Source organism: Pseudomonas brassicacearum subsp. neoaurantiaca, assembly GCF_013608025.1.
Taxonomy (GTDB): Bacteria; Pseudomonadota; Gammaproteobacteria; order Pseudomonadales; family Pseudomonadaceae; genus Aquipseudomonas.
This window is the reverse complement of sequence record NZ_VDLV01000037.1, coordinates 24,958-43,239: the sequence shown is the minus strand read 5'-3', so window position 1 is coordinate 43,239 and position 18,282 is coordinate 24,958. Positions and strand designations below refer to the sequence as shown.

The window sequence follows — 18,282 nt, the reverse complement described above, 5'->3', positions numbered from 1 at the left end:
GGGCGACACGGCCGGCCGCCCTACAAAAATCGCTTCAAGCGCTCAGTTCCTGTTCGAGCCGCTTGAGCAACGCCTTGGCCGCAGCTTCCGATGAAGCAGGGTTCTGGCCGGTGATCAGATGGCCGTCCTCGACGATGTAACTGCCCCAATCCGCGCCTTTGGAATATTCGCCGCCTTTGGCCTTGAGCATGTCCTCCACCAGGAACGGCACCACTTGGGTCAGCCCCACCGCTTCTTCCTCGGAGTTGGTAAAGCCAGTGACTTTCTTGCCTTTCACCACGGGCTGGCCATCCGGTGCGTTGACGTTCTTGAACACCCCCGGCGCGTGACAGACGGCGGCGATGGGTTTATTCGCGGCATAAAAGGCTTCGATCAGCGTCTTGGAGTCAGTGTCCTCGGCCAGGTCCCACAGCGGGCCATGGCCTCCCGGATAGAACACGGCATCGAAGTCATAGGGATCAACCTCGCCCAGCGGCACCGTGTTTGCCAACGCTGCTTGAGCCTGGGTATCCGTGGCAAAGCGACGCGTTGCGTCTGTCTGGGCACCTTCCTCGTCGCTCTTGGGGTCCAGCGGTGGCTGCCCGCCCTTTGGAGAAGCAAGCGTGACCGTCGCCTTGGCGTCGACAAACACGTAGTACGGAGCGGCGAACTCTTCCAGCCAGAACCCGGTCTTCTTACCGGTGTCGCCCAACTGATCGTGGGATGTAAGCACCATTAGAATCTTCATGTGAACCTGTCCTCCGAGCGGGAATGGGCGACGTGCGCTCGCCCTGCATTAGTGTCAGAGGCTGCGCTGGTCCATACGTTCAAATGAGCGTAGCGAGCGTGAGGAAAATCGTTCAGATGACGTTCTTCACGCTCTTGCCGAAATCGCCGCCAGGCGCAGTTCGCGCGAAGCCGCATAATCCGCCTGCCGCCCCAACTGCCAGCCCAGATAACCCCACAGCAACGCGCAGCACGCCCCCACCATTGCCGCCACGCCTGCACCTTGGCCGATCTGATCGAGCAGGCTCTTGGCCCAGCCACTCACGGCATCGCCGGCGCGATAGACCACGGTGTCGATGAAGTTCTTGGCCTTGTATTTGCTCTCGGCGTCCAGAGGCGCAAACAGCATTTCCCTGCCCGGCCGGACAAACGCGTACTCGCCGATTCGTCGCACGATCATCAAGGTTGCAAGCAGCGCAAAGCCCGGCGCCAGGGCGAGGCCCAGGAAACCGACACACATGAGCAACGGCACGACCGCCAACAAAGCACGCACGCCCAACTTCGGCGCGACGCGACCGGTGATGAACAGTTGGGACAGCAACGCGCCGGCCTGCACGACGATATCGAGGGCGCTGAAGATACGAACCTGCGATGCGCGGTCCGGATAATGCTCGGCCACCAAGCGCGCCTGCTCAAAATAAAGAAAAGTGCTGACCGTCGCCAACAACACCACGAAACCGGCGATTCCCACCAGATAAGGCGATCTGAACACCGCGACCATCCCACTGAACGGATTGCCGCCCAGTGGCTGTTGCGGGTTTTGGGTGGGTGCTGCACCGGGTCGCCCTGCCCCGCCCTGTCCGCGCCATTTCATCAAGGTCCGTTTCAACACCAGGGTGGCACCCAGCAACACAGCCGCCAGCAGCATCAAGCCTGACGCTCCCACCGCGTCGATAAGCAATGCGCTCAGCGCCGGCCCCAGCAGGCCGCCGACGCTGGCCCCGGCGGCGATGAATGCAAACAGGCGCTTGGCCTGCTCGCTGTCGAACACATCCGCCATCAAGCTCCAGGCCACCGACACGACGAACAGGTTGTACACCGATATCCAGACGTAAAATACCCGGGCGAGCCAGACACTGTCCGGCAGGAACTGGAAAAACTCGACGAACATCAGCAGATTGATGCCAAAGAAGCCATACACCCAATCGATCAGGCGCAGTCGCGGCACCCGGGAACTGAGCCAGGCGAATAACGGCACGGCTGCCAGCATGACCAGGAAAGTCGCGGTGAATAGCCATTGCAGGTTTTCCACGCCCGCCGCAATGCCCATCGACTCGCGGATCGGACGCAGCATGAAATAACCGGTAAACAGGCAAAGGAACAGCAAGAACCCGCACAGTGCCGGACGCAGTTCACCGTCGCGGGCATTCAGGGCGAGGCTCAGCCGGTGCAAGTAGGAAATCGTACTCATGGAAACTCCGGGGAAACGGCTACGGGGAAGGCGCGGAACGGATGCCCGCGCCCTGGATAGGATCAGCGATAGGTCACGCCGGTGAGGCGCTCGGAGGTGGCCCAGAGCCGTTCGGCATCCGCTTCTTTGGTCGCGGCCGGTGGAGTCTTGGCGAACCCCAGCGGACCGCGTTTTTCGTCATCGCCGGTCGGCCCGTAGTAGGCACCGCCAACGGCCTGCTCGGCAGTGGCCGCATATAACGTGGGCAGCGCGCCTTGTGCCGCAGAATGGTACGCATCGCGATCCTTCGCCCAGCGCTGGCCGAACTCACTGTTGATCCCCGGCCCTCGGGCGATCAGTTCGGTAACGGCCACGCCGGGATGCGCGGCGATGCTGCGGATACCCCACTTCTGCGCGTCACTGCGCCGTTGCAACGCAAATGCCCATTGCAGGATGGCCAGTTTCGACTGGGCGTAGGTCGCGTAAGGGTCGTATTTCTGCTCGGACTGCAGGTCGTCGAAATTCACCGCACCGCGCGTGGCCGCGATGCTGGAAAGGCTCACCACCCGGGCATCGTCGCTTTGCCGCAGGAGCGGAACCAGCAGGCCGGTCAGCGCGAAATGGCCGAGGTAGTTGGTGGCCAGCTGAAGCTCAAAGCCATCGGCGGAAGTGCCCCGCTCGGGCGGCGCCATGACGGCTGCATTGTTGATCAACACGTCCAGGCGCGGCAGCCGCTGGTTGAGACGCTCGGCCAGGCCGCGCACCGAAGACAGGTTGGCCAGGTCCACGGACTCGAACTGCAGCTTGGCGTCGGGCACGGCCTGGCGGATACGCTTGATGGCCTCCGCACCGCGCTCCAGGTTGCGCGCCGCGATGATGACCTCGGCCCCCGCCCGCGCGAGTGCCAGGGCGTCCTCATAGCCCATGCCACTGGTGCCGCCGGTTACCAGGATAATTCGGCCCCTCTGGGAAGGCATGTCGTGGGTCGACCAGTCGGGTTTCGGCGCGGCACGATCCGACGCTTCGATACTCATCGCACTGAGGAGCGCGACGCCTGCAATCAACGTGCGGGCCAGATTCATAAGCTGGTTGAAGGTCTGGAAAAGGCCGGCTGCCGGGCTGGTTGTTGTATTCCACATGGTTGGGTTCCTTGATTGTTCGGTTGATGAAACGACGCGGTTAGGCTCACTGGATGGCACAGGCCTCGGCCAGCTGGAGAATGCTGACGCGACGGATTTCTCCCTGCGTATCCACGTAGGTCATCTCGGCCTGCACCACCTCGCACACCGGCGTTGCCGGTGCCTCGATACGAATGGCCTGGGCAATGTCCAGCGGCATGCCGTATTCATAGGCCGGAACCTGGGTCTGTTCTTTGGCAAACAGAGGCGAACCGCTCAACGTGATCACTGCCAGCAGGCTGGCGACCGAAAAGTTCTGAATGTTCATGGCGTACTCCACTGTCCTGACCGGGATGGTGGATGCACTTTAGGAGGGGGACACTGACGTCAAGGTGACCGGTGACTGACAGGAACATGTCAAACGCGAGCGCGATGGCGGTGTTTCATTGGATGAAGATGTTGGATGTTCCGGCGTCTTCGCGAGCAAGCTCGCTCCCACAGGGGGCTGTGGCGTGCATGGATTTCAGGTTCGCTGGAGATCCAAATGTGGGAGCGAGCTTGCTCGCGATGGCGGTGTTTCAGTGGATGAAGATGTTTGATGTGCCGGCGTTTTCGCGAGCAAGCTCGCTCCCACAGGGGGCTGTGGCGTGCATGGATTTCAGGTTTGCTGGAGATCCAATGTGGGAGCGAGCTTGCTCGCGAAAGCGCAGGCCCGGTCAATGGGAATTGTAGGTTGATTAACGCACCGGCTGGCTCGTCAAAGAGAACCCAAAGGTGTTGACCCCGTCCTTGCTATGGGCAAAAACCCGTCCGCCGTGCATGGAGGCTACCGCGCGTACGATGGAAAGCCCCAGGCCATGATGTGCGTCACTCCTGGCCCTTGCGGCGTCGGCTCGGTAGAAACGCTCGAACAGACGCTCCAGATGCACGTTTTCAATGGGCTCACCGGCATTGGAGACGCTGACCTCGGCCTGCATGCCATGGCTGACCAGGCTCACCGTGATCGTGCTGGCCGGCACTGCGTATCGGGCGGCGTTCTGGATCAGATTGGCCAGGGATCGGTGGAACAGACGCCGGTCGATACGCACCCGCATGTCGCCTTGGATCACCACGTTCAGTTGTTTGTCGTGCAAGACCGGTTCCAGGTATTCCACCGTCTTCGACGCCTCTTCGCAGAGCGAAACGTCGCTGAGTTCAGTGGCCCGCTGCCCGCTTTCCGCTCCCGCCAGGAACAGCATGTCATTGACGATCGTACCCATCCGCTCCAGCTCTTCGAGGTTCGATTGCAGCAAGTCCTGCAATTCATTCACGTCTCGTCCGTGGGCCAAGGCGACTTGGGTCTGGCCGATCAGATTGGTCAAGGGCGTACGCAGTTCATGGGCGACATTGGCGTTGAACCCTTCGAGCTGACACCAGGCGGCTTCCTGGCGCGCCAGGGCGCCGTTGAACGACACCGCCAGTTCCTGCAATTCCCCCGGCAGCGCCTCGGTGTCCAATCGTTGTTTCGAGTCTCCCGGCGGCAGGCTGTTGGCCTGGCGGCTCAAGCGCCGGACCGGTCCCAGGCCAAAACGCGCGATCCAATAGCCGAGCAGTCCAACCAGCACCACGCCTAGCGCCGACGTAAGGACCAATGTCTTGGTGAAATGGTCCAGAGTCTTCATGAACGGCGTTGAGTCCAGCCCGACGATAAAACGCAACTCCGGACGGCTGCCCATGGCGGCGATGGTTTCGACGAGCAAGACCATCGGGCGGTCCCGGCCTGGTATCGCGACGCTGGAAAATCCATCCGGACGCGTCGACCAGTCCTGGCCATCCGGCATCGCGCCGCCATAGCTGTATGTCGGATTGTCGACCAGGACCCAATAGCGCACGCGCTCGTCGGCGGGCGTCAGGCCGTCGAGCTTCTGCCGCAGCCCCACCCAGAATTCCGGAGAGTCATATTTGGCGAGCACTGGGTCGAGAACCGAATGGCGCAGGATCAGTTCGTTCTGCATCTGGTCTTCGAGCGATTGCTTCAAGGAGCAGCGCAACAACGTCGCGCAGACGGCGGTGATGAGCATGACCGCGACGGCAAACATCAGGGCGAGCCGCTTGGCTATCGAACCTTTCATCACAGCGCCGCCACTTGCCTATCGACCACTTCACGGCTCTCAAGCACGTAGCCCATACCCCGCACGGTATGCAGCAATTTGCGCGGATATGGCGCGTCAACCTTGGCGCGCACACGCTTGATCGCCACTTCGACCACGTTGGCGTCGCTGTCGAAATTCATGTCCCAGACCTGCTCGGCAATCATCAATTTGGAAAGAATTTCGCCCTGGTGCCGGGCGAGCAGGCTCAACAGGCAGAATTCCTTGGCCGTCAGGTCCAACCGCGACCCGGCACGTGTGACCTTGCGAGCCTGCAGGTCAACCTCCAGGTCGTCGATGCGCAAATGCGTGGGGTCGGCCGCATCATCGGCGCGTCGCCGGATCAATGCCTGGACGCGAGCGACCAGTTCGGCAAAGGAAAAGGGCTTGCCCAGATAGTCATCGGCCCCCTCCCGCAAGCCTCGGACACGATCATCCACCGTGCCCCTCGCCGACAACATGATGACCGGGGTCTTCTTATGCAGGCGCAGCCCCTGCAACACGCCGTAGCCGTCCTTGCCCGGCAACATGACATCGAGGATCACCACGTCGTAATCCATTTCCAACGCACAGTGCAGGCCATCGATGCCATTCGTCGCGACATCGACAATGTAGCCGAGCTCGCTCAAGCCACGATGAACATAGGAGGAGGTTTTTTCTTCGTCCTCGACAATGAGCAAGCGCATCAGGTATCTCCTCTCTGGACGCGGGGCAACCTACTGAGTCTAGCCAGCGAAGGTGTCCGGAGACTGACCGCTTCCTGACATTCTTGTCAGAAATCGTTTCCGCAATGCAATACTGGCCCGCAGCGCTTGTCATCAGCGGGCTAGCTCCGTAGCAATCACAACAACAAACAGGAAAATGCCATGCCAGACACAACCGGAAAGAACCCCGTGGCACTGATCAGCGGGGTTGGCAGCGAGATGGGAATCGGTATGGCGATCGCACGCAGGCTGGGTGCCGCCGGTGCGAGGCTCATCGTCACCGCCAGCAGCGCGCGCATTGCGCAACGTGTCGAAGAACTGCGGGGTGAAGGCTTTGAGGTCGAAGGACGGGCCCTTGACCTCACGGATGAAGGACAAGTTCGTGAGTTCGGCCTGTGGGCCGAGTCGGTGTGGGGGCGCATCGATGTGCTGGTGAACAACGCGGGCATGGCCATGCAAGGCAGCCCGGAGTCGTTTGCCGAGGTGGCGACCATGGGTCTGGGCACCTGGAACCTGTCGCTGGCCCGGAACCTGACGACGGCGTTCCTGCTGACTCGTGCCGTCCTGCCCGGCATGCAGGCGCGCAATTATGGCCGCATCGTCAATATCAGTTCCACCACCGGCACCCGTTGCAGCAACCCCGGCGAGGCCGCCTATAGCGCCGCAAAGGCAGCCATGGTCGGCATGAGCATGGGCCTGGCGCTTGAAGTGGCCCGGCAGGGAATCACGGTCAACTGCGTCGCGCCCGGCTGGATCGCTACCGGCTCGACCACTGCCGAAGAAGCCCACGCGGCGAGCTACACGCCGATGGGCCGGGCGGGACGCCCCGAGGAGGTCGCCGCCCTCGTGGCTTTCCTGGCATCCGCTGAGTCCAGCTACATCACTGGTGAGGTGATGGTGGTGGATGGTGGCAACTGTCTGGTGGAGAACAAGGCGCCTGGGCGCTGATTCACGAGATGAGACGGGCCGAACTTGACTCGGCCTGTATTCCCTTGTGGCAAGTGCATCAGTGGCGCAAGAGCCTGCGCAGCGGCACCCCGTCCTTGAGTACCGGGGATTTGATGACGATATAGCTGAAGTACTTGGAAATACCGATGTTCTTGTCCAGCAGCCCTTCGATCACTTCCTGATAATGCTGGATGCTGCACGTCATGAAACGCACCAGGTAATCGTAGCCACCGCTGATCAAATGGCACTCAAGTACTTCATCGACCAGGCGAATGTTGGATTCAAACTTGGCGAAGTCTTCGCGTTTATGGTCGCTGAGGGTGATCTCGGTGAAAACCGTCACCGAATCGGTGATCTTGGCAAGGTTCAGATGCGCTCTGTACCCGGAAATGTAGCCGGCCGACTCGAGGCGCTTGACCCGCTGCAGGCAAGGGCTGGAGGACAACCCCACCGCATCGGCAAGGCTGACGTTGGTCATTCGACCGTCCTTCTGAAGTTCGACAAGGATACTGATATCAATTCGGTCTAGTTTGATTAAACCTTCCATCGGGTACCCCATTATTGCCGTTCAGGTGACAGTGGTTTTAGCAAATTCAACGGCGCAAAGATAGCTGATGCTGGGCCACCAGATCCGCCATGCTGGTGATGTAGAAATCGGCGGATTGTGCTTCGGTGGATTGTTCCGGGTCACGGCGGATCAGGCATAAGCCCGCCGACTTCTGTAATCGCTCGCAGACCTTGGACACCTGCATGATGTGCTCAGGCTGGAGCGTGTTCGCCAACAACCAGGCTTCGTCTTCCAACGGGTTGTTGGCCCGGGAATGCAAGTCCTCGGGCGCGATGCCCAATCGCTCGCAAAGCGCGTCACGATCCTCGGCATCACGGTCGCAACACACCAGCAGCCGATAGAATTTGCGCAGGTACAACATGGCACCGGGTGCGTCCTCGAACAGCGACCAGGTGCTGGCCGAACGGGCAAAACTCATGCCCTCCTCCCAACTGGCCTTGAGCTTCAGGCGCTCGGCCAACTGGCGATGGGCAAAGCACAACAGGCCACTGAAGCCCAACTCGGAAAAGCGCGGGTGGAGCCCGCGAACGGCTGCGTCGAATTCCGCCAGCACCGCCTCCCTGGCAGGCGCGTCCGGGTGGCTTTCGAGCAAAGGTTGCAAGGCTGTCCAGATACCCGAATCCCGATCGACCAGGACTTCGTCGCAATCGATCAGCAGCGCGCGATAATCAGTCAGGTGCATGTGTGTCGCCTCCCGTGATGCATCCATGTGCTCCATAGGCAATCGGTCGGCGCAGAATCACCGCCGACCGAGACCTGGAGTTAACTCAACACCCGTGACAATGCGCCTTCAAGAATGACCAAGGCTTCGTCGATCTGATTTTCCTCGGTGACCAGGGGCGCAAGGAAACGCAGCACGTTCCGATACACCCCGCATTTGATCACCAGCAACCCGCCGACCCTGGCCTGATCGATCAGTTGTTGGGTGAGTTCGGCATCAGGACTACGTGCTTCATCATCCTTGATCAATTCGATGGCCAACATGAAACCGGTACCGCGCACGTCGCCGATACGTGGGTAACGTGCCTGCAAGCGCAGCAGGCCTTGGCGCAAACGCTCTGCCAGTACCTTACCGCGCTCGAGCAATTGATCCTGCTCGTAGGTGTCGATCACCGCCAACGCGGCCGCACACGCCAATGCGTTACCGCCATAGGTGCCGCCCAGGCCACCGGGCAATGGCGCATCCATGATCTGCGCACGTCCCACGACGCCCGATATCGGCAAGCCGCCAGCGAGACTTTTGGCGACGGTCACCAGGTCCGGCTGGATCCCGGAGTGCTGGAAACCGAACCATGTGCCGGTGCGGCCGAAACCGGTCTGGATTTCGTCGAGGATGAGCACGATGCCGTGTTGCTCGGTCAGGCGGCGCAGCGCCTGGAGAAATTCCGGCGGCGCGGAAAGGAAACCGCCGTCGCCCTGCACCGGCTCGATGATGATCGCCGCGACTCGATCCGGGGCGACTTGGGTCGCCAGCAATTCGCTCAGGGCCTGCAAGGCCATCTCGCTGGTGAAACCGCGATAGGCGTTCGGGTAAGGCGTATGGAACACCTCCGGAGCAAGCGGCCCGAAGTTCTGCTTGTACGGTTGGCTCATGCCCGTCAGCGTCGTGCCCAACAATGTACGCCCGTGGAATCCGCCACGGAAAGAAATCACGGCGGGCCGATTGGTGTGGGCGCGCGCGATCTTCACCGCGTTCTCCACGGCCTCCGCGCCAGACGTGAAAAGTGCCGCCTTGTAGGCCTCCTGGCCACCGACCAACGCGCACAAGCGCGTCACCAAGTCGAGATAGGGTTTGTAGGCCACAACCTGGAAACAAGCATGGCTGACCTTTTGCAACTGGGCTTGCACGGCGGCGATCACGTTCGGGTGATTGTGGCCGATGTTCAAAACGCCGATGCCGCCGACGAAATCCAGATAGCGCTTGCCATCCACATCCCAAACCTCCGCCCCCAGGGCCCGGTCGATGACCAGCGGATGCGCGGTGACCAATCCCCTAGGCACGAATTGATCACGTTGACGGAGCAAGTTCGGGGTTTCTTCGACTTTACTGTTCATGGCATCTCCCACAGTGAACCGGGCAACCGGGAAACGGCTGCGATGTGTTCCACAGGTTAAGCGTTCGACGCAATGGTCTAAGCCGAAGTTGACCCCTGGGAAATTCGGATCGACTGTTTTCACCCCGCCAAACAGCAGAATCCATCAGTCGGCTCCGGCCCCATGGAATCTGCCGATTAAGGGCCTCTACACCGCAGGGGCCCGCCGTTACGCCGGCGCTTTCGAAACATCCTGCTTCGCCATTCGGGCATGCTGGAGGCACCCCATCCAGCATGAGAAATCATCCATGGCCCTGCTTTATAAAGCCGACCCGGTGCGCGGCGAACAATGGAAACGGCTATTCGCCGAGCACGCTCCAGATATCGGATGGCGTGCCTGGCCGGACATCGGCGATCCGCGGGACATTCGCTACCTGGCCGCCTGGCAGGCACCGGACGACCTTGAGGTCGTATTGCCAAACCTGGAAGTGCTGTTTGCCCTGTCGGCCGGGGTCGACCAGCTTGACCTCGACAGGCTGCCTGCTTCCTTGCCGGTGGTTCGTCTACTCGACCCGGGCATCACCCAAGGCATGTGCGAATACGCCAGTTTCGCCGTGCTCAGCCTGCACCGGGATATGCTCCGTTATCGCCAGCAACAGTCGGCCCGGTGCTGGCAGGCTCATATGCTGCAGCCGGCCGCCAAGCGCCGGGTCGGTGTGATGGGGCTCGGCACGCAGGCCCGGCAGATTCTCTCGACCTTGCAAACCTTTGGTTTCGCCTTGTCGGGCTGGGCGCGCAGCGAGCATCGCATCGCCGGGGTGGACTGTTTTGCCGGCACTGAACAGCTCCCGGCTTTCCTCGGCCAATGCGACATCGTGCTGTGCGTTCTGCCATTGACCGAGCAGACCAAAGGGATTCTCGACCGCCAATTGTTCCGGCACCTGCCAAAGGGGGCCGCCCTGGTCAACATGGGCCGTGGCGGACACCTGGTAGAAGCGGATCTGCTTGATGCGCTTGCCAGCGGCCAGCTCAGTGCGGCGGTGCTCGATGTATTGCAACAGGAGCCAGCGGCGCCGGATCACCCGTTCTGGGACCACCCGCAAATCTGGCTGACGCCGCATATCGCGGCGATGACCCAACCTGAAAGTGCCTTTGGCGTATTGCTGGACAATATCCGTCGGCATCAACGCAATGAATCGATGCTCGGCGAGGTTGATCGCAAGCGCTGTTATTGATCTGGGCTTGCCTTTTTCTTCGACGCAGATCGCTGGAATTTATTGCTGTGCGTGCTGCGGATTTGAGCAATAACTGCGGCCATGGAAGACGCCACTCACGCAATCTGCCGAATCACTGCCCGCCCCTTGCCAGGCCAAATGGCAGGTGAGATACACACACTTTCAGCGGCGAAATCCCACCGGTTTTCGGCCCTGTCCACGGAGCTATGTCATGCCAAACTCGCAACGCCCCGCGTATACCTTTCGCCCCATGACCGGCGCCGACCTGGAATCGGCCCACGCCTTGTCCATGCAATTGAAATGGCCCCACCGCCTGGAAGACTGGGCCATGCTGCAACGAGTCTCCCAGGGTTTCGTCGCGCAGGACGACGGCCGCCTGATCGGTACCGCGTTCACCTGTGCGCAAGGCGACTACGCCACGATCGGCCTGGTGATCGTCAGTGACGAATACCAGGGCCAAGGCATCGGTCGCAGGCTCATGGAGCTGGCACTCGAGGCATGCGGGTCGAAAATCCCGATGCTCAACGCGACGCTGGCCGGCGCCCCACTTTATGCCAGCCAGGGCTTCGTTGATTTTGGACATATCCAACAGCACCAGGGCCACGTGCTTGCCCCTGCGGTTCCTGCTCTGCCAACTGGCGAACGCTGCCGCGAATTGACCAACGCCGATCGACGCCAGCAAATCGAACTGGCAAACGCGGGCAGCGGCTTGGACCGGCACACCGTGCTCAACGACCTGTTCGACAGTACCGAGCACGCCGTCGGTATAGAGCGCGATGGCCAGCTACGCGCCTTCGCCCTCCTGCGCTCTTTCGGTCGTGGTCGTTATATCGGCCCGGTCGTCGCGGAAAATCCACAACAGGCCAGGCATCTGATCGCGGTGCTGTTGGCCCAGGCACCGGACGCTTTCTTGCGCATGGACATCCCTTCCGACTGCGGGCTGGGGCCCTGGCTTGAAGAAGCCGGACTGAAGCACGTCGACACCGTCGCACAAATGGCCCGTGGTACCCCGCCGAAGGCCAGTGGCGGCGTCCATCAGTTTGCCCTGGTGACCCAGGCCATCGGCTGACCGCTTTCTTTCATCGGTAATAACCCTCGGAGACACCGCATCATGCTAGAGCCCACCGCCGTGCTGTTGGCACATGCCGACGGCCGCCCGGCCTCAACCGCGTTCACTTCCGGTTCATTGAGCGCCAACGACCCTTTCGACCGGCGCATTGCCTATGTCGCGGCGGATGACATCGTTGCCGGCGTGGTCCACGCGAGTGGCGAATTTAGCGTCGATGAATATCCCTGCAGCGAAACGATCGTGGTGCACGCGGGACAGGTCACCCTGCGGAGCCAGGAACAGACGCTCCGACTCAATCCGGGAGACAGCGCGGTGATTGCCCGTGGCACGTCGATCCGGATCGAGGCGCAGGCCGATTCACTCTGGGCGTTCTGCGCCGATATCCAGCCTGTTGAAGTGGGCAAAGTTGGGCTGACGTTCCTCCCCACGCAAACCTTGCTCTCGCCTTCGACACCACCGAGTGAGGAAATCCTGCTGAGCCAGACACCGCAATGTCGCTCGAACAATCTGTTCGTCGAGGAAGCGACGAACCTGCGAATCGGCATCTGGGATTCGACGCCCTACACCCGCCGCGCCAAGCCACACGCGATGCATGAGTTGATGCATTTGACCGAGGGCAACATCGTTCTTCAACTGGCAGATGGCTCGGGGTTGGCGGTGGGGACTGGGGATACGGTGTTTGTGCCCCGGGGGGCTCCTTGCGCCTGGAAGAGCGGGGTTTATGTGCGCAAGGTTTATGTCTGCAAGTAGCGTTTTGCGCCCTGTGCCCTGGGTGCGAGCCTGCTTGCGGAGGCGGAGTGCCAGTCGATGAAGATGCTTGATGTACCGGCCTCTTCGCGAGCAAGCTCGCTCCCACAGGGGGCTGTGGTAGACATGAATTTTGTGGCTGCTGACGATCCAATGTGGGAGCGAGCTTGCTCGCGATAGCGGTGGTTCAGCCAAATAAATCCTGGCTGATGCCCCGCTCTTGCTCTTGCTCTTGCTCTTGCTCTTGCTCTTGCTTTGGATCTTGATCTTGATCTTGATCTTGATCTCAGCGCCCCGTTAAACCACGCTGGCCGAACGCAGGTCTTGCGCAGTGGGCATCCCGGCATGGATGCCGGGATAGCCGCGCAGGGCCATGGATGGCCCATCGCGGCGGGCCCACGGAGCAAGGCCGGAGTGAGGGCACACCGAGCCTAGGCGAGGTGCCGAGTGGTGGGGCAAAGCGCTTTTGCTTACTTTTGGCGCTTTTCCAAAAGTGAGCCGCTGTAAGAGCGGAACCATAAGTCGCCGTTACGCAAATAACGGATATACACGCCATCCTAAAAACGTACTACCCCCGAACCCACCGCTCCCGCCGACTCAACTCAGGCTTTTTTACAAACACCTCCCGCGGCAACAACCACCAAGCCAACGCCGGCAACAGAATCAAAGCCCCCAACATATTCACCAAAAACATGAACGCCAACAAAATCCCCATGTCCGCCTGAAACTTGATCGGCGAAAAAGCCCAGGTCGACACCGCCACAGCCAACGTCATCCCCGTCAACAACACCACCTTCCCCGTGAACAGCAGCGCCTGGTAATACGCCTGGGCCAAGGTATCGCCGGCGCGCATCCGAGCCAGGATCACACTCAACACATACAACGCATAATCAACACCAATCCCCACGCCCAGCGCAATGACCGGCAATGTCGCCACTTTCACGCCCATGCCCAGCCCCACCATCAGCGCCTCGCACAGAATCGAGGTGAGCATCAGTGGCAGCATCGCGCAAAGGGTGGCGCGCCAGCTACGGAAGGTCACCAGGCACAACAGACTCACCGCCCCGTAGACCCACAGCAGCATCTCGCGCATGGATTTCTTGACCACGATATTGGTCGCGGCTTCGATCCCGGCGCTACCGGCCGCCAGCATGAATTTCACGTCGGGCACTTGGTGTCCGGCGATAAAGCGCTCACTGGCCTCCACCACCCGGTTCAAGGTGTCGGCCTTGTGATCGGCCAGGTAAACGTACAGCGACAGCATCGAACAACCCTGGTTGAACAGCTCTCGCGGTGCGCGGGTTTGCACGGCCCCGAGCGCGCCGTCATTGGGGATCAGTTCATACCATTTGAAGTTGCCTTCGTTGTAACCGGCCGTGGCGATCTTGCTCAGCGCCGCCATCGAGGAGGTCGATTCAACGCCCGGCAGCTGTTCCAGTTGCCAGGCCAGCGCGTCGACCGCGGAAAGGCTGGCGTACCGTGTGCATTGGTCCTCGGGCGTCTTGATCATGACCACGAAGATGTCCGAGCTGGCCGCATAGTTCTGCGTCATGAACAGCGCATCGCGGTTGTAGCGCGAGTCGGCGCGCAACTCTGGAGCGCCGGGGTCCAGGTCGCCGATCTTCAGGTGCAGACTTACAGCAAACCCCCACGCCGCCAGCAGCAAGCCAACCAGCATGGCCCCCACGGCCCAGCGCCGTTGGGTGAACAGGTCGAGCACCCACCACAACCGATGTTTGACCGACGCCTGCTGCTCGGTGGTTTCCGAACTGAGGCTGCGTTGCGCCGCCGCCGGGCTGACGCCGATGTAGCTGAGCAGGATCGGCAGCAGGATCAGGTTGGTGAAGATCAGCACCGCGACACCGAGGCTGGCGGTAATCGCCAGGTCCTGGATGACCCGGATGTTGATCAGCAATAGAACCGCAAACCCCACCGCATCGCAGAGCAAAGCGGTGATGCCGGCGGCGAACAGTCGACGGAAGGTGTAGCGCGCGGCGACGACCCGGTGAGTGCCACGGCCGATGTCCTGCATGATGCCGTTCATCTTTTGCGCGCCATGGCTCATGCCGATGGCGAACACCAGGAACGGCACCAATGCCGAGTACGGGTCCAGCTCATAGCCAAGCATGGCGAGCAAACCCAACTGCCACAGCACCGCCGTCAGCGAACAAGCCACCACCACCAAGGTGCTGCGCACGCAACGGGTATAGCCAAACAGCACCAAGACCGTCACCAGCACCGCCATCAGGAAGAACAGCAGGACCTGGGTCATCCCCTCGATCAGGTCGCCGACGATTTTGGTGAAACCGGTGATATGAATCCGCAGGTCCTCGGTCTGATACTTGTCCCGCAACACCTCCAGTTGCCGCGAGAACTGGCCGTAGTCCAGCGCCTTTCCGGTTTGCGGGTTGATCTCCAGCAAAGGCACGAAGATGACACTGGACTTGAAGTTGCCGGCGACCAATTGACCCACTTCGCCGGAGCGGGCCACGTTGGTCCGCACTTGTTCAAGGCTCGTCGCCGACCCATCGTAGTCATCGGGAATCACCGTGCCGCCGTCCAGCCCTTCTTCCGTCACCGCGGTCCAGCGCGTGGTCGGCGTCCACAGAGATTTCATGTAGGGACGATCCACGCCGGGCAGCAGGTAGAGTTCGTCGTTGAGCTTGGCCAAGGTGTCGAGGTAATCCTTGGTGAAAATGCTCCCCTCCCTGACTTCCACAGCGATGCGCAGCGAGTTGCCCAGGCCGCTCAGTTCACTGCGATTCTCGAGGAAATTGGCAACATAGGGATGTTCGGTGGGAATGGTCTTCTCATAACTGGCGTTGATACCGATGCGCGTGGCTTGCCAACCAAGCACCAACGTCACCAACAGGCACAGGAGGACCACCAGCGGTCGATGGTTGAAGATCGCCCGCTCGGCGAAGTTGCCCGACGCCCGGTCGAAGTCTTCCTGGCGGCTGATCACGGTTTGGGTTTTGTCGTCTTTCAAGGTTGACTCCTGTTGCGCGAGCCGTGGCTCGATAGCGCTACACCGTGAGGTTTCAAGGTTTACCGCTGGCACGCGGATCCTGGTCAGCGGCCACGCCGCTCAGGCCAACGCTGGCCAGACTGCCATCGACCGCCTGTTGCACGGCAGAAACAGTGCCGCCGCTGCGGACCTGACGTTTGTCAAAACTGCGGCCCTGGTCCTGACTGAAGAGAAGCTCGCCACTCTGGCTGGCCAACAACAGGCTGCCGTCGCGCAGTTCCACCGCAGTCGCCAGCGTCGATTCGAGACCGGTATCAAGACGTCGCCAGCTATTGCCACGGTCGTCGGAACGCCAGGCATTTCCCCGCAGTCCGTAGGCAACCAAGGCCCCATCGCGCGTCGCGAGCAGGCCGAAAAAGCTGCCCTCGTACGGCGACTTCAGGGCCTGGAATGACTGTCCGGCATTGATCGAACGCAACAGCAAGCCGCGCTCCCCTACCAGCAAAAGATCGTTGCCCAAGGCGCGGATGCCATACAGGTTCAACCCTTGGGGGTTGTCCACGTGTTGCATCCACGGCTGCCAACTGCGTCCGCCATCGTCAGTCCGGTAGATCTGGTTGTAGGCACCGACGACGTAGCCGTGGAGGCGATCACTGAAGTACAGGTCCAGAAACGGTTTGTCCGGTCCGTCATCCAGCATGTTCCGAGTCTGGGCCAGGTTGCTCGCGCCGCCCGGTTGATTGGCGTCGCGCTCGGCAACGTGCACCGCCAACGCGATCGCACGTTCACCGTCGAGTTGTTTTTGCCAGGTTTCGCCGCCGTCCTGGGTGTGCAGCACCACTCCCAGATGGCCGACCGCCCAGCCCTGCTCGGCATCGACGAATTGCACCGCCGTCAGGCTGACGCTGACCGGCACCTTGGCCTGGCGCCAATTCACGCCGGCGTCATCCGAGAGCAGCACGATCCCACGCTCGCCGACCGCCACCAGGCGCTCGCCGGCCCGGGTCAGGCCGAGCAATACCGCGCGCTGGGCCTTGGCCGTCGGCAGTGCCGGTTGCTCCAGCACCGCCAATGTCGTGGCCTGTGCGGCCCAAGGCATGCTCGCCAGCAGGCAGAACGCCAAGGCGCAAGCGCTCCGTAGCGGGCCGCGGCGCGCAAAGATTCTTTCAACGCTCATGTCTTTATCTCGCCTGGAAAATCGTAAGCGGCCGCGGCACACGCCGGCGACACGGCCGCCACAGGTTCAGCGCATGTTTTCGTTGGCCATGGCATCCGGCGTGAAATACGACGCCGAAGGCTTGGCGACTTTCTGGTACTGAACCGCCAGGTCGTTGCTCGATGAGTTGAGGAAGTAGGCCCCGGTATCAAGGTTGTAGCTGCCCCACATGACCTGTGCGGTCAGCGCCGGCAGGTCTGGCGCAAGCAGTGTCAATGAATACATCTGGCGGCCGAGTTTGCCTTGGGCGTCGTAACCGTCGGCCATCAGGATCTGCCAGGAGTCTTCATCGACGTAGTAGGTGCGGCGCGGCACGACATGGCGCTTGCCGGATTTGAGCGTGGCCTCGACCACCCAGACCCGATGTTTCTCCCAGCGCACCAGATCCGGGTTGAGGAAGTTCACCCTGACCAGGTCGTCACTCTTGGCCAGCGCGGCGCGGTTATTGTTGTAAGGGACCATCAGCTCTTTCTTGCCGACCAGTTTGAGGTCATAGCGATCGGTCGGCCCGAACAGCATGAACGCTTCGTCGAACAGGCCGACGCCAGAGGTCACGAAGTCCGGCGTGTCATAGGCGATGTTTGGCGCCCGGCGAACCCGGCGCTGGCCGACCAGGTATTGCCAGGCCGCACGATTGGCCGGGTCCAGGTCCCAATGGGTCATCAGGCCTTCACCGGCCTTGGACGACGGCAACTCGGTGAACAACTTGCCCAGCAGGTACTTGCCCGAATAATTTTCCGGGCTGCCGCCTTCGACGTAGTAGGGAAACTGGTAGGTGTACTGGGCCCGGGTCGCCTGGACTTTCTTGCCGCCGGCGGTCATCAACCAGGTATCGAACGGCGAGCTGATGGTGTCACCGCCCTGCCAGGACAACCGATAGTTCCAGAGCACTTGCGCGCCGTTTTCCGGAATCGGGAACGGAATGCCACCGTAGGCGTTGGAGACTTTTTCGCTGTCCACATCCAGCGTGGCGCGGGTGGCATTCTTGCCGGTGTTGTCATAGACCCATTGCGGCGCGGCGGCCGAGCGATGGGTCGGATACACGTCCAGGCGATAGTCCGGGTATTTCTTCAGCAACAGCTTGGTGCCTTCGGCCAATTCGCCGGCGTACTGTTCGATGTTCGAGGCCTTGATCGAGTACAGCGGTTTTTCCCCGGTGAATGGGTCCGGTCGTTTGTCTCCCGGTTTATAGCCGGGCGCAACCTGGGTGTAGCCGCCCTGCCAGGCCGGGATGCTGCCATCGGCATTGGCGGCACGCTCGGCGCCGAAGGGGGTCAAGTCGGTCTTCAGGCGCGCGGCCTGCTCAGGCGACACCGCCGCCTGCGCCAGGCCCGCGCTGGCGAGCGCCAGGGTCAGGAGGCAGGTGTTCAGGAGTGTTGTGTTCTGCATGGC

General features: G+C 61.3%; 16 protein-coding genes. 4 read left to right on the top strand and 12 right to left on the bottom strand.

Features of this window, described 5'->3' with window-relative positions; genetic code table 11:
* Nucleotides 1-34 precede the first annotated feature (34 nt).
* The 6 genes from FHK92_RS19655 to FHK92_RS19630 all read right to left on the bottom strand — a co-directional run bounded on the left by FHK92_RS19655 (nt 35) and on the right by FHK92_RS19630 (nt 6,088).
* Nucleotides 35-727, bottom strand: a complete 693-nt coding sequence (locus FHK92_RS19655) for a type 1 glutamine amidotransferase domain-containing protein (RefSeq protein WP_181289513.1) — start codon at nt 725-727, stop codon at nt 35-37.
* A 126-nt stretch (nt 728-853) separates the two neighbouring features.
* A complete protein-coding gene (locus FHK92_RS19650) occupies nt 854-2,176 on the bottom strand; it encodes an NTP/NDP exchange transporter (protein ID WP_181289512.1) in 1,323 nt (440 codons plus the stop codon).
* A gap of 62 nt (nt 2,177-2,238) precedes the next feature.
* A complete protein-coding gene (locus FHK92_RS19645; protein WP_181289511.1) occupies nt 2,239-3,294 on the bottom strand; it encodes an oxidoreductase in 1,056 nt (351 codons plus the stop codon).
* 46 nt (nt 3,295-3,340) lie between these two features.
* Nucleotides 3,341-3,601: a DUF2790 domain-containing protein gene (locus FHK92_RS19640; RefSeq protein ID WP_181289510.1), complete on the bottom strand. Its 261-nt coding sequence runs from the start codon at nt 3,599-3,601 to the stop codon at nt 3,341-3,343.
* 409 nt (nt 3,602-4,010) lie between these two features.
* Nucleotides 4,011-5,384 carry a heavy metal sensor histidine kinase gene (locus FHK92_RS19635; protein WP_181289509.1) on the bottom strand — a complete coding sequence of 458 codons (1,374 nt, stop codon included), beginning with the start codon at nt 5,382-5,384 and terminating at the stop codon, nt 4,011-4,013.
* Nucleotides 5,384-6,088, bottom strand: a complete 705-nt coding sequence (locus FHK92_RS19630; protein ID WP_181289508.1) for a heavy metal response regulator transcription factor — start codon at nt 6,086-6,088, stop codon at nt 5,384-5,386. The genes FHK92_RS19635 and FHK92_RS19630 overlap by 1 nt, the downstream gene beginning before the upstream one ends.
* A 180-nt stretch (nt 6,089-6,268) precedes the next feature.
* On the opposite strand from FHK92_RS19630, the gene FHK92_RS19625 reads away from it, so the two are divergent.
* Nucleotides 6,269-7,054, top strand: a complete 786-nt coding sequence (locus tag FHK92_RS19625) for an SDR family NAD(P)-dependent oxidoreductase (RefSeq protein ID WP_181289507.1) — start codon at nt 6,269-6,271, stop codon at nt 7,052-7,054.
* A 58-nt stretch (nt 7,055-7,112) separates the two neighbouring features.
* Here the strand turns inward: FHK92_RS19625 and FHK92_RS19620 are convergent, their stop codons facing one another.
* The 3 genes from FHK92_RS19620 to gabT form a co-directional block, all read right to left on the bottom strand.
* Nucleotides 7,113-7,601, bottom strand: coding sequence for an Lrp/AsnC family transcriptional regulator (locus FHK92_RS19620; RefSeq protein WP_008146530.1), 489 nt, complete (start codon nt 7,599-7,601; stop codon nt 7,113-7,115).
* Nucleotides 7,602-7,647: 46 nt separating this feature from the next.
* On the bottom strand, nt 7,648-8,304 hold the full coding sequence (locus FHK92_RS19615) for an HAD family hydrolase (protein WP_181289506.1): 657 nt from the start codon (nt 8,302-8,304) through the stop codon (nt 7,648-7,650).
* A gap of 80 nt (nt 8,305-8,384) precedes the next feature.
* Nucleotides 8,385-9,677, bottom strand: coding sequence for a 4-aminobutyrate--2-oxoglutarate transaminase (gene gabT / locus FHK92_RS19610; protein WP_181289505.1), 1,293 nt, complete (start codon nt 9,675-9,677; stop codon nt 8,385-8,387).
* A gap of 286 nt (nt 9,678-9,963) precedes the next feature.
* On the opposite strand from gabT, the gene FHK92_RS19605 reads away from it, so the two are divergent.
* The 3 genes from FHK92_RS19605 to FHK92_RS19595 all read left to right on the top strand — a co-directional run bounded on the left by FHK92_RS19605 (nt 9,964) and on the right by FHK92_RS19595 (nt 12,709).
* Nucleotides 9,964-10,890: a 2-hydroxyacid dehydrogenase gene (locus tag FHK92_RS19605; protein WP_181289504.1), complete on the top strand. Its 927-nt coding sequence runs from the start codon at nt 9,964-9,966 to the stop codon at nt 10,888-10,890.
* A 211-nt stretch (nt 10,891-11,101) separates the two neighbouring features.
* A complete protein-coding gene (locus FHK92_RS19600) occupies nt 11,102-11,959 on the top strand; it encodes a GNAT family N-acetyltransferase (RefSeq protein ID WP_181289503.1) in 858 nt (285 codons plus the stop codon).
* Nucleotides 11,960-12,001: 42 nt separating this feature from the next.
* Nucleotides 12,002-12,709, top strand: coding sequence for a cupin domain-containing protein (locus FHK92_RS19595; protein WP_181289502.1), 708 nt, complete (start codon nt 12,002-12,004; stop codon nt 12,707-12,709).
* 565 nt (nt 12,710-13,274) lie between these two features.
* Here FHK92_RS19595 and FHK92_RS19590 read toward each other — a convergent pair.
* From FHK92_RS19590 to FHK92_RS19580, 3 genes are all read right to left on the bottom strand, one after another.
* Entirely contained in the window at nt 13,275-15,695 is a 2,421-nt protein-coding gene (locus FHK92_RS19590) for an efflux RND transporter permease subunit (protein WP_181289501.1), read from the bottom strand.
* A 52-nt stretch (nt 15,696-15,747) separates the two neighbouring features.
* On the bottom strand, nt 15,748-16,851 hold the full coding sequence (locus FHK92_RS19585; protein WP_181289500.1) for a WD40/YVTN/BNR-like repeat-containing protein: 1,104 nt from the start codon (nt 16,849-16,851) through the stop codon (nt 15,748-15,750).
* 66 nt (nt 16,852-16,917) lie between these two features.
* Entirely contained in the window at nt 16,918-18,279 is a 1,362-nt protein-coding gene (locus FHK92_RS19580; protein ID WP_181289499.1) for a DUF1329 domain-containing protein, read from the bottom strand.
* Nucleotides 18,280-18,282: the final 3 nt, after the last annotated feature.

What these genes read in the sequence shown, in the direction of transcription:
- FHK92_RS19620 (WP_008146530.1), bottom strand. Translation starts at nt 7,601, where the DNA reads ATGGAAGGTTTAATCAAACTAGACCGAATTGATATCAGTATCCTTGTC.
- FHK92_RS19595 (WP_181289502.1), top strand. Translation starts at nt 12,002, where the DNA reads ATGCTAGAGCCCACCGCCGTGCTGTTGGCACATGCCGACGGCCGCCCG.
- FHK92_RS19630 (WP_181289508.1), bottom strand. Translation starts at nt 6,088, where the DNA reads ATGCGCTTGCTCATTGTCGAGGACGAAGAAAAAACCTCCTCCTATGTT.
- FHK92_RS19600 (WP_181289503.1), top strand. Translation starts at nt 11,102, where the DNA reads ATGCCAAACTCGCAACGCCCCGCGTATACCTTTCGCCCCATGACCGGC.
- FHK92_RS19615 (WP_181289506.1), bottom strand. Translation starts at nt 8,304, where the DNA reads ATGCACCTGACTGATTATCGCGCGCTGCTGATCGATTGCGACGAAGTC.
- FHK92_RS19635 (WP_181289509.1), bottom strand. Translation starts at nt 5,384, where the DNA reads ATGAAAGGTTCGATAGCCAAGCGGCTCGCCCTGATGTTTGCCGTCGCG.
- FHK92_RS19605 (WP_181289504.1), top strand. Translation starts at nt 9,964, where the DNA reads ATGGCCCTGCTTTATAAAGCCGACCCGGTGCGCGGCGAACAATGGAAA.
- FHK92_RS19645 (WP_181289511.1), bottom strand. Translation starts at nt 3,294, where the DNA reads ATGTGGAATACAACAACCAGCCCGGCAGCCGGCCTTTTCCAGACCTTC.
- gabT (WP_181289505.1), bottom strand. Translation starts at nt 9,677, where the DNA reads ATGAACAGTAAAGTCGAAGAAACCCCGAACTTGCTCCGTCAACGTGAT.
- FHK92_RS19625 (WP_181289507.1), top strand. Translation starts at nt 6,269, where the DNA reads ATGCCAGACACAACCGGAAAGAACCCCGTGGCACTGATCAGCGGGGTT.
- FHK92_RS19580 (WP_181289499.1), bottom strand. Translation starts at nt 18,279, where the DNA reads ATGCAGAACACAACACTCCTGAACACCTGCCTCCTGACCCTGGCGCTC.
- FHK92_RS19650 (WP_181289512.1), bottom strand. Translation starts at nt 2,176, where the DNA reads ATGAGTACGATTTCCTACTTGCACCGGCTGAGCCTCGCCCTGAATGCC.
- FHK92_RS19585 (WP_181289500.1), bottom strand. Translation starts at nt 16,851, where the DNA reads ATGAGCGTTGAAAGAATCTTTGCGCGCCGCGGCCCGCTACGGAGCGCT.
- FHK92_RS19655 (WP_181289513.1), bottom strand. Translation starts at nt 727, where the DNA reads ATGAAGATTCTAATGGTGCTTACATCCCACGATCAGTTGGGCGACACC.
- FHK92_RS19640 (WP_181289510.1), bottom strand. Translation starts at nt 3,601, where the DNA reads ATGAACATTCAGAACTTTTCGGTCGCCAGCCTGCTGGCAGTGATCACG.